Annotated in this window: 14 protein-coding genes; 9 read left to right on the forward strand and 5 right to left on the reverse strand. The window is 62.6% G+C overall.

The genetic code is table 11. The features are described 5' to 3' along the window. Nucleotides 1–43: 43 nt before the first annotated feature. Nucleotides 44–574: a biotin transporter BioY gene (locus E0E41_RS13030; protein WP_130870247.1), complete on the reverse strand. Its 531-nt coding sequence runs from the start codon at nucleotides 572–574 to the stop codon at nucleotides 44–46. Nucleotides 575–678: 104 nt separating this feature from the next. On the opposite strand from E0E41_RS13030, the gene E0E41_RS13035 reads away from it, so the two are divergent. From E0E41_RS13035 to E0E41_RS13045, 3 genes are all read left to right on the forward strand, one after another. Continuing rightward, nucleotides 679–1692: a biotin--[acetyl-CoA-carboxylase] ligase gene (locus E0E41_RS13035; protein WP_242623780.1), complete on the forward strand. Its 1014-nt coding sequence runs from the start codon at nucleotides 679–681 to the stop codon at nucleotides 1690–1692. 116 nt (nucleotides 1693–1808) lie between these two features. Next, a complete protein-coding gene (locus E0E41_RS13040) occupies nucleotides 1809–2363 on the forward strand; it encodes a helix-turn-helix domain-containing protein (RefSeq protein ID WP_130870248.1) in 555 nt (184 codons plus the stop codon). Between the two features lie 85 nt (nucleotides 2364–2448). Next, entirely contained in the window at nucleotides 2449–3537 is a 1089-nt protein-coding gene (locus tag E0E41_RS13045) for a PTS transporter subunit IIC (protein WP_130870249.1), read from the forward strand. A gap of 42 nt (nucleotides 3538–3579) precedes the next feature. Here the strand turns inward: E0E41_RS13045 and E0E41_RS13050 are convergent, their stop codons facing one another. The 3 genes from E0E41_RS13050 to E0E41_RS13060 form a co-directional block, all read right to left on the reverse strand. Then, a complete protein-coding gene (locus E0E41_RS13050; RefSeq protein WP_130870250.1) occupies nucleotides 3580–5679 on the reverse strand; it encodes a 5'-nucleotidase C-terminal domain-containing protein in 2100 nt (699 codons plus the stop codon). Nucleotides 5680–5849: 170 nt separating this feature from the next. Then, on the reverse strand, nucleotides 5850–6773 hold the full coding sequence (locus E0E41_RS13055) for a pseudouridine-5'-phosphate glycosidase (protein ID WP_130870251.1): 924 nt from the start codon (nucleotides 6771–6773) through the stop codon (nucleotides 5850–5852). A gap of 21 nt (nucleotides 6774–6794) precedes the next feature. Further along, entirely contained in the window at nucleotides 6795–7880 is a 1086-nt protein-coding gene (locus E0E41_RS13060) for a PfkB family carbohydrate kinase (protein WP_130870252.1), read from the reverse strand. A gap of 127 nt (nucleotides 7881–8007) precedes the next feature. Between E0E41_RS13060 and E0E41_RS13065 the strand changes: the two genes are divergently transcribed. The 3 genes from E0E41_RS13065 (at nucleotide 8008) to E0E41_RS13075 (ending at nucleotide 10182) form a co-directional block, all read left to right on the forward strand. Beyond that, nucleotides 8008–8784, forward strand: a complete 777-nt coding sequence (locus E0E41_RS13065) for a hypothetical protein (protein WP_130870253.1) — start codon at nucleotides 8008–8010, stop codon at nucleotides 8782–8784. A 90-nt stretch (nucleotides 8785–8874) separates the two neighbouring features. Beyond that, nucleotides 8875–9309 carry a LytTR family DNA-binding domain-containing protein gene (locus E0E41_RS13070; RefSeq protein WP_130870254.1) on the forward strand — a complete coding sequence of 145 codons (435 nt, stop codon included), beginning with the start codon at nucleotides 8875–8877 and terminating at the stop codon, nucleotides 9307–9309. A 15-nt stretch (nucleotides 9310–9324) separates the two neighbouring features. Then, the gene (locus tag E0E41_RS13075) at nucleotides 9325–10182 is read left to right on the forward strand and encodes a DUF3021 family protein (protein WP_130870255.1); all 858 of its coding nucleotides are present in this window, start codon (nucleotides 9325–9327) and stop codon (nucleotides 10180–10182) included. Nucleotides 10183–10274: 92 nt separating this feature from the next. On the opposite strand, the gene E0E41_RS13080 is transcribed toward E0E41_RS13075, so the two are convergent. Continuing rightward, entirely contained in the window at nucleotides 10275–11489 is a 1215-nt protein-coding gene (locus tag E0E41_RS13080; protein WP_130869799.1) for an IS110 family transposase, read from the reverse strand. A 285-nt stretch (nucleotides 11490–11774) separates the two neighbouring features. Between E0E41_RS13080 and E0E41_RS13085 the strand changes: the two genes are divergently transcribed. Genes E0E41_RS13085 through E0E41_RS13095 form a run of 3 tightly spaced genes read left to right on the forward strand, consistent with a single transcriptional unit; the run spans nucleotide 11775 to nucleotide 12847 of the window. Further along, nucleotides 11775–12065: a hypothetical protein gene (locus tag E0E41_RS13085; RefSeq protein WP_130870256.1), complete on the forward strand. Its 291-nt coding sequence runs from the start codon at nucleotides 11775–11777 to the stop codon at nucleotides 12063–12065. Nucleotides 12066–12068: 3 nt separating this feature from the next. After that, entirely contained in the window at nucleotides 12069–12344 is a 276-nt protein-coding gene (locus E0E41_RS13090; protein ID WP_130870257.1) for a hypothetical protein, read from the forward strand. Further along, a complete protein-coding gene (locus tag E0E41_RS13095) occupies nucleotides 12341–12847 on the forward strand; it encodes a hypothetical protein (RefSeq protein ID WP_130870258.1) in 507 nt (168 codons plus the stop codon). The genes E0E41_RS13090 and E0E41_RS13095 overlap by 4 nt, the downstream gene beginning before the upstream one ends. The last annotated feature ends 67 nt before the right edge of the window (nucleotides 12848–12914 follow it).

A 12914-nucleotide genomic window follows, 5' to 3' on the forward strand; every position in this document is an offset into this window, starting at 1 on the left:
GTCTTGTCTATCTATATGGGACAAAAGGCGGGGATATGCCCTGTCACGGTTTCAGAGCCTTCCGCAGCCGCCGCCGCAGGAGAAAGGCCAGGGCCAGTTTGACCCCGTCAGGGATCAGAAAGGGGAACACGCAGCTGCCCAGCACCGCCCATACGCTCATCGGCCCCGTGGTGCTGGTGTAGAGCACCAGAAACCACACCGTGCCGAAGAGATAGCACACCGCCAGCCCGGCGATGCCGGAGAGCACAAAGACCAGGTCCCCCATGCCCAAGAGCCGCTCCCCCAGCCACATCACCAGGGCCATCAGCAGAAAGCCGATGAGGTAGCCTCCGGTGACCCCGGCAAAGGCCCCCAGGCCGCCGCTGAACCCGGAGAACACCGGCAGACCCACCGCCCCCAGCAGCAGATATACCCCCACCGCCAGGCTGCCCGGCTTTCCCCCCAGCAGACCAACCGCCAGAAAGATGGCGAAGGTCTGCATGGTGAAGGGCACCACTGTGGGAATGGTAAGCCAGGCACACAGGACGATGAGGGCCGCCATGATCCCCGTCCACGCCAACTGTCGTGTCTTCATAAGTACCTCCATATTGTAAACTTATTTTGGATTATAGTTTACAATGCCGGAAATGTCAACCGAAATAAAACGCAAGTTGACATGGACCGGCGGGGGAGGGTACAATGACAAAAAAGGCAGGAGGGATGGATATGCTGCGGGACGAGGTGCTGGCGCTGCTGCGGGAGCGGGAGGGAGAGCCTCTCTCCGGGGAGGCCATGAGCCGGGCGCTGGGCGTAAGCCGGGCGGCGGTGTGGAAGGCCATGGAGGCCCTGCGCCAGGAGGGGTATGAGATCTCCTCCGCCCCCAGGAAGGGGTACTGGCTGGAGGGCTCCCCCGATCGGCTTTCCCCCGGGGAGCTGGCCCGGCCCGGCCGGATGGTGGGCCGGGAGCTGGTCTGTCTGGACCGTGTGGACTCCACCAACAACGAGATCAAGCGCCGGGCGGTGGGAGAGGCAGCCGACGGCCTGGCGGTGGTGGCCGGGGAACAGACCGGCGGCCGGGGCCGCCGGGGCCGCAGCTTCGTCTCCCCGCCGGGAAAGGGCCTTTACCTGTCGGTGCTGCTGCGCCCGAACTGTCCCCTGGCGGAGGTGCCCACCCTCACCGCCTGGTCGGCGGTGGCGGTGTGCGACGCGGTGGAGGAGGTGTGCGGCGTCCGGCCGGGCATCAAGTGGCCCAACGACGTGATCCTGGAGGGCCGCAAGCTGTGCGGCATCCTCACAGAGCTGGAGCTGGAGGCGGAGACTGCCGCCCTGCGGTATGTGGTGGTGGGCATCGGGGTGAACATCAGCCAGACCGAGGCCGACTTCGGCCCGGAGGTGGCCCCTGTGGCCGTCTCCCTGGCCCAGGCCCTGGGGAAAGCCCCCCGCCGGGCGGAGGTGGCCCGGGCTCTGCTGGACAGCCTGGACCGGCTGTATGGCGACTTTCCCCGGCAGCGGGAGAACTGGCTGGCCCGCTACCGGGCGGACTGCCTGACGGTGGGGCGGCCCATCCGGGTGATCTCCGGCACGGGAGAGCGGGAGGGCACCGCCCTGGGGGTGGAGGAGGACTTCTCCCTCCGGGTGGCCTGGAAGGACGGCGGGGAAGAGGTCGTTTCCTCCGGCGAGGTGTCCGTCCGGGGGCTTTTGGGGTATGTCTGAGCCCTTCGCAACCACCGGTTGCGGAAAGTTCCAGCCGTTGCTGGTGGCCCGCAACCGCCTTTTCTGGTAGGCTGAAACCGTGGAAAGCCACCAAAACCGACCGTGAGGTGACAGATATGACGTTAGGTGAAAAGATCCAGTACTACCGCAAAAAGAACAAGCTCTCTCAGGAGGAGCTGGCCGCCCGGGTGGGGGTGTCCCGCCAGGCGGTGAGCAAGTGGGAGCTGGGAGACGCCACCCCCGAGGTGGACAAGCTGGTGGCCCTGGCCAAGGCCTTCGGCGTGACCACCGACGAGCTGCTCAGTCCGGAGGAGCCGAAAGCCGAGACCCCGCCGCCGCCCCCGCCGGAGCCCCCCTGCTATCATCGCCGGGGCTTTGGAGGTCTGGCCTGGCTCATCCGGCGGTACGGCTGGCTGGCGGGGGTGTACATCGCCCTCAGCGGCGCGGGCATCACTCTGGTGGGAGGTCTGGCCCGGTATTCCTTCCTCAGCATGACCCGGAACCTGCTGGGGGACGGCTTCTTTGACAGCCCGGGCTGGAACAGGGCCGCATCCGTGGCCCAGACCCCGCTGGTTATTGCCACGGCCATCCTGGCGGTGGGCCTTCTGATTCTGGCCGCGGGCATTATCCTGGCGGTGGTGCTCTACCGGAAGGGTCGAAAAGGGGATTGACAAATCCTTCTAACCCGCTATAATAGGACATTACAGGTGTCATGACACCTGTAATGTCCTATTTTTTGACTGGAGAGAGAAGGATATGGAAGGCATCAAAGCATTTTTAAAGCGGAAAGACGTGGTCGTTTCCGCCCGGCGCTACGGCATTGACGCCCTGGGGGCCATGGCCCAGGGCCTGTTCTGTTCGCTGCTCATCGGCACCATCCTGGACACCCTGGGGGACCAGCTGGGGCTGGCCTTCCTGGTGCAGGTGGGGGCCTACGCCTCCGCCATGAGCGGGGCGGCCATGGCCATCGCCATCGGCTATGCCCTGAAGGCGCCGCCCCTGGTGCTCTTTTCCCTGGCTACGGTGGGCTATGCCGCCAATGCCCTGGGCTCCACCACCCTGGACGGGGGCAAGGGAGCCGGTGGGCCGCTGGCGGTGCTCTTTATCGCCATCATTGCCGCCGAGCTGGGCAAGATCGTCAGCAAGGAGACCAAGATCGACATTCTGGTCACGCCTCTGGTGACCATTTTAAGCGGCGTGCTTCTCTCCGCCTGGTGGGCTCCCGCCATCGGCACGGCGGCCTCCGCGGTGGGGAACTTTGTGAAGTGGGCCACTATCCTTCAGCCCTTCTGGATGGGCATTCTGGTGTCGGTAGTCATCGGCGTGGCCCTCACCCTGCCCATCTCGTCGGCTGCCATCTGCGCGGCCATCGGCCTTACCGGCCTGGCGGGCGGGGCCGCGGTGGCGGGCTGCTGTGCCAATATGGTGGGCTTCGCGGTGCTGTCCTTCCGGGAGAACAGATGGGGCGGCCTGGTGAGCCAGGGCCTGGGCACCTCCATGCTCCAGATGGGCAATATCGTAAAAAACCCCCGCATCTGGCTGCCTGCCATCCTGGCCTCGGCGGTCACCGGCCCCATTGCCACCTGCCTGTTCCACTTTGAGATGAACGATCCCTCCGGCGGCGTGGCCTCCGGCATGGGCACCTGCGGCATGGTGGGCCCCATCGGCGTCTACGCCGGCTGGGTCAACGATGTGGCCACCGGGGCCAAGTCGGCCATTACCGCCTTCGACTGGGTGGGCATGGTACTCATCTGCTTTGTGCTTCCTGCTGTGCTGACCTGGCTGTTCGGCCTGCTTTTCCGGCGGATCGGCTGGATCAAAGAGGGGGATCTGACCCTGGAGTAAACAAAAAAGCGGCGCCCGCTGTGGGGCGCCGCTTTTTTCTATTCAGGCCAGATAGTTCTTCAGGTTGGTCAGGTAGAGAGCCGCCTCGCTGCGGGCAATGCTGCTGCCCGGCAGATAGAGGTCCTCCCGGGTACCGGCGGCAGGTATGATCCCGGCAGACAGGCAGAAATCCACCGCGGGCCTTGCCCAGGAGGAGATAGCCGCCCCGTCCAGCAGCTGGGCGGTGATTCCGGTGGCCTGGGGCATCTCCTTTCCCAGAGAGCGGACGTAGTTGTAGATCATGACAGCGGCCTGCTCTTTGGTGACTACGGTGAGAGGCAGGAATTTTCCCCTGCCGTCTCCGGTGACCACCCGGGTTTCCGCCGCCCAGATAACGGCATCGCTGCCGTTGACGTCGGTAAAGGCGTAATTGGCGCCGGGCTGGGGGCGACCGGCCAGATCGTAAAGCATCTCCACAAACTCCAGGCGGGTCAGGGGAGCATTGAACGCCTCCGGATAAATAAACCAGGTACTGGAGCGGGTGGGGACCAGTGTGCGGCTCTGATGAGCGGTGTCCTGGGCGTAGGCCGCCAGCAGGGCCGCCGCGCTTCCGCCATGGGAGGCGAAATCACGGTCGGCGGAGGCAGACCACGACACCTGACACTGGGGGAACTGGGGATCGGCCAGGCGGTCGGCGGAGACCGCCACAGTGTATTCCTGACTGTCGCTCACCGGTTCGCCGTCAAGAAGCAGGAGCCCTACCCGCTTGCCGGCCGGATTGCCCAGATAGAGGGAATAATCCATACCGTAGAGCACGTCGGCATCTTTGCCGCCCATGGGCTGACCGGCGGCATTGACAGAATAGCGGCCGGCACATACCTCCAGCCACTGGCGCAGCTGAGCACCGGTCAGCTTTACCGTCACAACCGGACTGAGATCGGGCACCAGCTGGGCGCAGTCACTGAGGGTCAGGGCGGCGGCAGTGCTCTTTTTCTCAAACAGGGAGGCGGCGGTACGTCCGCTGAGGGAGCCCAGGGAAATCAAAGCCGCGTCCGCGTCGGTGGCCCACAGCATGGTCTCCCCAACCAGGTCGGCGGTGTCGGTCTGGCGGGTGAGGGAGAAGCTGTCCTCCCACGTTCCGGACAGGGTGCCCACCCGGCGGCTGCCCGCCTGCTTGGCAGCGGCATTATGGGAGGCCAGAGCGCGGGACAGATCCCCGTCATTTTCGTAACCCGTCAGATCCAGCAGGGCACTGTCGGCCACCACCGGGGTACCGCGTTCATCCAGAGTAATCATGGTGCGGGTCAGGCTGTTGCCGCCGCCGCAGACGTAGGGGACCTTCTCCCCGTTTGCCCCGTCCAAAGAACCGGCAGCGGCCGGGCCGTCGCCCCCCACCAGCAGGTCGATCCCAGTGGTGGCGGCCGCAAGCTGGGCCAGTTCATCCGGACCGGCGTGACACACTACCACCACCAGGTCGCAGTTCTCCTGCTCCAGCTGGGGCTTCCAGTAGTTCCACTCCCACAAATAGCTGTTCTTCTCGTTGCCTGCATGGGCGAACCGCACATTGCCGTACAGCCGGTCAGGCAGCTGCCGGGCGGTATCAATGCCGCCCAGACCGAGCACGCCCACCCGCACCGACTGATTGCCCAGCGTCAGGCTGTAGACCTGATAGGGGACGGTCACGGGATTCCCCTGACTGTCCAGCAGATTGCCGGACAGCACTTCTACCGGTGTTCCCACGCCGCCGGAGGCGTTCAGAGCCTGAAGGAAGTTCTGACAGTAGCCGGCGCCCAGCCGGAATTCCTCCACGCCGGGGACCAGAGCGTCGTAGCCGATGTGCCGCAGGGCCAGCGCCACCGCCTGGCCGTCATCGTCGGTCAGACCGGTGGATACCGCGTTTCCCGCGTCCAGCAGCAGGGTGTCCGACATCTGCTTCCGTTCCTGAGCCATGGCGGTGGCCACCTTCAGGTAGGTTGCCTCCTCCGTTTGGCCGGTAAGAGGATCCTGAGCGTAAACTTCTCCCAGCATATTACTGGTCGTATAGATCGCGGCAGCGGGAGCTGCCTCCTCGGTCTGGGCAGCCAGCGCAGCGGTGCCGGGCAGCAAAGCAATCGCCAGCAGCAGAGCCAGCAGCCGGGTCAGGCCTGTATGTCTGTGAGCCAAGCAAATCACCTCGTTTTCTCACAATATCTGTTTTGATAAAACCATTATAAGAGCAGAGGCAGGGCGGCGCAAGAAAAGGCCGGTGAATGTAAAGAAAAAGAAAGATTGTTACAGAAATATAGCAAAATCCCCGCGGGTTCTTCACCCGCGGGGATAAAAGGAAGTGAAATTCAGCCCAGCTTGCACAGGGCGGCGGCAGTCTGAGCGGCCAGACGGGCGTTGTTGAACACCAGGTGGATGTTGGAATCCAGGCTGTCCCCGCCGGTGAGCTCCTTCACCTTGGCCAGCAGGAAGGGGGTGGTGGCCTTGCCGTGGATGCCCTGGGCGTTGGCCTCGGCAATGGCTTCGTCGATGGCCTTGTTGATCACGTCGTGATCCATGGAGAACTCCTCGGGGATGGGGTTGGTCACCAGCATGCCGCCCTTCAGGCCCAGCTCACGGGACACGTGGAAGGCCTGGGCCAGCTCCTCGGGGGTATCCATACGGTAGTCCACCTCAAAGCCGCTCTTCCGGGTATAGAAGGCGGGCAGCTCCTTGGTGCCGTAGCCCAGCACGGGTACGCCGTGGGTCTCAAGGTACTCCAGGGTCAGACCCAGGTCCAGGATGGACTTGGCGCCGGCGCACACCACCATCACGGGGGTGGAGGCCAGCTCCTCCAGGTCGGCGGAGATGTCCATGGTGGTCTCGGCGCCCCGGTGGACGCCGCCGATGCCGCCGGTGGCGAAGATCTGGATGCCCGCCATGTGGGCGATCATCATGGTGGTGGTGACGGTGGTGGCGCCGTCGGCCTTCCGGGCCACCAGCACCGCCAGGTCCCGGCGGCTGGCCTTGGTCACCTTCTGGCCCTGCTTGCCCAGATACTCGATCTCGTCGGGGGTGAGGCCCGCCTTCAGCCGGCCGCCCAGGATGGCGATGGTGGCGGGCACCGCGCCGTTGTCCCGGATGATCTGCTCCACCTTCAGCGCGGTCTCCACGTTCTGGGGATAGGGCATACCGTGGGAGATAATGGTGGATTCCAGGGCCACCACGGGCTTGTTGGCGGCTACGGCGGCGGCTACTTCGGGGGCTACGTCCAGATATTGATTCAGGTTCATGTTGCTTCCCTCCATATAAATTTAAACAGTTTGTTCCGCCCGGGCCTGCAGAGCCTGGGCGCTGAGATGAGGATTGATGGTTTCGGCGCTCTCCATGGCGATGGCTCCGGCCGCCATGGCCGCACGGGCGGTTTTCTCCAGGCCGGTGCCTTCCAGATAGGCCCAGGCGATGGCCGCCATGGCCGCGTCCCCGCAGCCGGTGGTGTTTACCATGGTTCCGGGGCAGCAGGGCACATGGAGCCGATGATCATGGCCGGCGGCATACACCCCGTCGGCCCCCAGACTGATGAACACCCGCCGCAGGCCGGTGCGGAGCAGTACATCCACCGCCCGGTCCAGGCTTGCCTGGTCCGTGATGGTCACTCCGGACAAGAGCTCGGCCTCCAGCCGGTTGGGCTTCAGGGTGTGGAGCTTGCCCAGTACCGGTCGCAGCTTTTCCGCCTTGGCGGTGGATACCGGATCGGCGAAGATGGGCAGCTTGATGTTGTTTGCCAGCCAGGCGATGGATTCCGCCGGAATGTTGGTGTCCACTATGATAAGCTGGGCGTTTTGCAGCAGCCTGGACCGGCCCGCCAGGAAAGCGGGGGTGACGTGGTCATAGATCTCCATATCGCTCACCGCCAGGGACATGTCTCCCTGTTCATCGGCGATGAACAGGTAAGTGGAGGTGGCCGCCCCCGGTACCGTGAGGCATTGACTGATGTCGATGCCCAGCTCGCCGCAGCTGGCGGCGATCCGCTGGGCGTTCATGTCGTCCCCAAAGGCGGTGAGCAGCCGCACGTCCATCCCAAGCAGGGCCATGTTGTGGGCAATATTTCGTCCCACGCCCCCCAGGCTCATCCGCACCCGGCCGGGGTTGGAGTCGGCGGGCACCAGGGCCTTGTTTGACCGGCCGCCGATATCCATATTCACGCCGCCCACTACCACCACATAGGGGGCGGTGCGGACGATGTACCCCTTGCCCGCGATGTGGCCCTGTTTCATCAGGTTGGAGATGTGTACCGCCGCCGACGAGCGGGTGATCCCCGCCTTGTCCGCCAGCTCCTGCTGGGAGATCAGGGGGTTTTCCTCGATCCATCTGAGGATCTGCCGTTCCCGCTGGGTCATGGCATCGCCTCCTAAACATTTATCAGTAACGTAATCATATGCTTATATTGTTTTCCTGTCAACCCTTTTTGGGAACTTTTTCTGTACCGTTTCGTCCAAAGAACAAACAAAAAAGGAGGGAGCGACCATGAAAAGAACCGTATTGCCCATACTTGTACTCTGCCTGACCCTGCTGGCCGGGTGCGGCACGTCCGCCGGGAGCGTTGTCACCCCGACCCCCACGCCGCCGGAGGACCCGACGGATACGTCTGCAGTCCTGGTAGATCAGGCTCCCTGGTTTGAAACCTTCCGGGTGGTGGCCGGGGCGGAGAGCGTGGAACTGGTGCTGGCGGCCAACGACGGGACCGCCAGCCAGGTCTATACCCTGAACACCGAGGGCCTCCCCCTGGACGCTCCGGTGAAAAACGGAGAGCTCATCAACGTGTACTACGATATGGTACTGGAGACTTTTCCCGCCCAGTTTGCCGACGTCACCGCAGTGGAGCACACCGAGACCGAGCGGGATGACCGCTGCGGCCTCTACCTCCAGGTGCTGGAGGACCTGTGGGAGGTGGACCCCGGCCTGAACACCGACCTGGAGGAGCTGGGGGTGGACCTTTCGGGGCTCACCGACCTGAGCGACAGCGAAAAGGCCGCCATTACGTGGGCCTTTGGCTGGAGCCACGGCCTGACGCCCATCACCGGCACCTGGGAGGAGCTGGTGGAGCAGGGCTATATCGACAGGGAGGAGCTGATCTGGAACGGGCACGGCTGCCTGTTCAGCCTCTCCGGCTCCGCCGACGACACCTTCCAGGCGGAGAAGTGGGCCTCCGGCCTGGGGGCGTACTTCTTTAATGACTGCACCGCCAAAATGGGGCAGGACGGCAGCTGGACCTACACCGTAGGCTCTGAGGCCATCTCCTGACCGCCTATCCTCTTATTGGGGCCGTCTGTCCGAAAACGGTGGACAGACGGCCCTTTTTTGGCTATATTGAGGGTGAAAGGAGGGGGCGGCATGAAGGTAACTATCCACATTGAGCCGGGCTGTGGGGAAGTTTCGGTGACCATCACCGCCCCCGCCCTCACCGACCAGGTGAAGGCCCTGGCCGTCCGGCTCCAGGGCGGCGGGGTGCTCACCGGCTGGCGGGGGGATGTGGCCACCCCCCTGGCGGCGGCGGACATCCTGCGGTGCTACGGGGAGGAGAAGGGGGTCAAGGTCCAGACCACCCAGGGGGTGTACGACCTGAAGGAGCGCCTGTACGAGCTGGAGGGCAAGCTGGACCGGCACACCTTCGTGCGCATTTCCCACTCCGAGCTGGTGAATCTGGAAAAAGTCACCGCCCTGGACCTGTCCCTCACCGGCACCATCCGCATGACCCTGGCGGGGGATACCGTGTGCTACGTCTCCCGGCGGTATGTGAAAAAGATCAAGGAGGCCCTGGGGCTCTGAAAGGAGGTCGTTTCCGTGACACACAGACAGAAGCAGTGGCTGGTCCGCATCCTCATCGGCGGGTTCGTCGGTATGGTTGCCCTGATCCCGGTGGGCGGGCTGTTCAACGACCTGGTCGGCGGCGGCCTCATCGCCATGGGGCCCCACACCCACTTCCGGCTGGTGAGCGATAACCTGGAGCGGCTGGCCGGTCCCGCCGCCCTGGGGATCCAGCTGGGGATCTACTTCCTGATGGGGGCGGTGGTGGGAGTGTCCACCCTGCCCTTTGCCGACGACGGAGCGACCCTGGTCCGCCGGTCCCTGGCCCACTTTGCCGTCACCGCCGGGGTTTTGGCCCTGATGGTGTGCCTGTGTGAGTGGAACTGGGGGGAGCCGGCCGTCTTGCTGGTGTATCTGGCGCTGCTGGCGGTGGTCTATCTGCTGATCTGGATGGTCCGGTGGGTGAGGTGGTACGCCGAGGTGACCGCCATCCGGGAAAAGCTGGGCCTGACCCCCGGCCCCTCTCCCCTGAAGTGGAAGGAGACCCTGCCCTATGTCCCGGTGGCCCTGGTCCTGTGCCTGGGGGTCCCCTGGCTGCTCCGGCAGCTGGAGGGCGGCGGCATGCCCCTGCTCAGGGGCGCAATCTACGCCCAGGTGCTGCTGCCCATCGGCTGCATAGCTTCCGGCATGCACCTGGGCAGACGCCGGGGATTTTGTCCCCTCTACCCGGTGGTGTGTACGGCTGCCATGCTGGCGGCTGTTTTCCTGGTCTACAACTACACCGTGCTGATCCTGTTCTGCGCCATCACCTTTGCCTCCTCTCTGCTGGGGGTGGCGGCGGGAGCCAACCCCCGAAAGAAGAAGTCTGCAAATAAAAAGTCAACAGGGAATTGAGGAAAGTTTGCAACCTTAGTAGGAGGCGAAAGAGAGCAAAACAAAAAGACCGCCGCGCAAGCGCCGGTCAAATTGAAAGAGTATGGAAGTGGTTAATCAGCATTTTCCCGTAAAGCCAGATACTCCTTTACACGGCCATAGTAGATGCGTAGGAACTTGTTGGCGCCGGCTGTCATGTAAACCAGATAAGGTTTGCCCTCGGCTCGCTTCTTGTCCATAAAGCAGTACACCGGGTCGTCCGCAGGCATAGTTTTTAACAAGCAGTCCATGACCAGGAAGAGTGCTTTGCGCAGTTCTGGCGGACCGCTTTTGGAGGCTCTTGTACTCTTTGCCTCATGGGTGCCGGACTGGTCAGCTCCAGGGTCAACCCCCGCAAAAGCCGTAATGGCGTTTCTGTGGGTGAACCGAGTTACATCACCAAGTTCCGCCATAAGCTGCGGGCCAAGAGAATCTCCAACACCATGCATAGCCATGACTACGGGATATTCTGGGAGCTGGGCTGCCAAGGTACGCATTTCGGCCTTGAGCCGTTCCAGAGACGCAGAGACGGCGTTCAGCGCATCAATAGCCTGCCGGATCATCGTTTTGGTCAGGGCATCTTTGGGGAGCATGGCAATCAGATCTTGTGCTCCAGCATGGATCTCAACGGCTCGGCTCTGGCTGAAGTTGTAACCATGGCGCTTGCACCACTTGCGGTAGCGCTCGGTAAAGGCAGTAAGGCTCATATTCCGAACGCAGTCCACATGCCAAAAGGCCGTGGCAAAGTCCACCCATTTCTGACTGCCGTCCTCTCGGACGGGACTGTCAAACAGGGCATTGACACCGGGATAGGTCTGGTCCAGGAGCGCAATGAGATTGTTTTTCATCATCGTCTTGGTCTTGGAGTACAGCCCCTGCTGCCGGTTCAGCGTTTTCAGTTGCATCCGAATCGTGTCCACAGGAGTATGTTGGCGCAATTCCACCCAGTTGTCAAGCCCATAGCGGGCAATCTTCCTGGCATCCGCCTTGTCTGTTTTCACTTTGCGCAGGGTGTTGTTCCCGTAGTCCTTGATGAGCTTTGGATTGACCGCGCTGACAAAGATGCCCTGATCGTGGAGAAAGCGGGCCACCGGCTCATAGTACCGCCCGGTGTGCTCCATGACCACCCGTGTCTCACCATCCAAGCTTTTCAAGTAGTCTGCCAGCTCTTTGAGTTCACTGCCGGTGTGACCAACAGAAAACGGCTTTGCCACCACTTCCCCAAAGGGACGGAGAACAGACACCGTGCTCTTTCCCTTGGAAATATCAATCCCTGCCACATTGCTCATGTACAACGCTCCTCATCATGGATTTGTCTTTGGCGACCAACCATTTCATCATTGCCGATCCAATCTATTTGATGACACGGGCGCACCGGTGTGGCGGCTCAACCTGCATAAATCGAACGCTGCGAACGAGAGGCTGGCTGACGGACTTCGTTACGGACGCGATGATCCTTGGAGGATTGCATCAGGCCAAGACACTCTCATTCTAACAGCTTAGGCAACGATACGGAAAAGACACGGCTGGCTGCCGTGCCTTAAACCGTAAATATATTGTAATAGGAGGATTGAATGGACAGGCTGTATCTGCTGATGATAGGAGGCTCTCCGATTCTGGGTGCTCTGCTGGGTACGCTGGCACTCACGCTGTTGATGGGGCGGCTGACCCGGCAGCGATACCACCCCTTCCGGCTGCTCCCTCTGGGCCTTCTGGCCATCCCTCTGATTGTTGCCTGGGAACAGTACCTGATAAAAAATCTGTTCTGGGAGCTGGGTGCGTTGTATTCAGCCGCCGTGGGCGGAGCCATCTTCCTGGGCTGGCTGATGGGGTGGAGGCTTTGCCGGAGGAAGGAGTGTGATTAGAGTATGGAGATACTTGCGCTGATGTTTTGGGGGCCTCTGGTCGGGACACTGGCCCTCACCCTGCTGATCGGCCGCCTGACCAAACGGCAGTTCCAGCGGCTCATCCTGTTTCCCCTGGGCCTTCTGGCCGTTCCCCTGGTGGGGGGCATACAAGAGTGGCGGGCAGGCGGGCTTTTTCGGGAACTGGTCCCTCTCCTGTGGGGAATGATCGGCGGGGCCATCTCCCTGGGCTGGCTGGCAGGGTGGAAACTCTGTCGGGGAAAGGAGAGAGTACCGTGAAAAAGAGTGTCAAGCTGTATAATATCCTGCTGCCTATCTGGATCCTGTATTTCTTCCCTCAGGTGTGGATCATCACCCTGCCGGGGAACCTGATCATCGACTGCGCGGTGCTGCTCATTACCCTGGCGGTCTTGAAGCACACAGAGAAAAAAGCGGTGCTGAAACAGCTCTGGTGGAAGTTCTGGCTGCTGGGTTTCCTGGCCGACTTCATCGGGGCGATGTTCCTGTTCGGCTTCTGGTACCTCTCCCTGCTGCCCGACCCCTTCGGCACCTGGGTGGAGGAGACCTTTTCCGCTGCAGCCCTCAACCCCTTCCGCACCCTGCCCGGCTTCCTGTACACCCTGGCGGGGGTGGCTGTGGCGGGGGTGTGCATCTACTTCTTCGACAAACGGGCCATGAGGACCTGCACCCTGCTGGACGGGCGGCAGCGGCACATCGTGGCCCTCACCATGGCCATCGTCACCGCCCCCTGGACCTTCCTCATCCCCCTCTACAACTATTAACTATTAAAGGAACTGCCCCCGGGACAAGGCTTGCGGCTTTGTCCCGGGGGCATTATAATATAGAGGT

The sequence above is a fragment of the Intestinimonas massiliensis (ex Afouda et al. 2020) genome (genome assembly GCF_900626285.1).
Taxonomy (GTDB): Bacteria; Bacillota; Clostridia; order Oscillospirales; family Oscillospiraceae; genus Flavonifractor; species Flavonifractor massiliensis_A.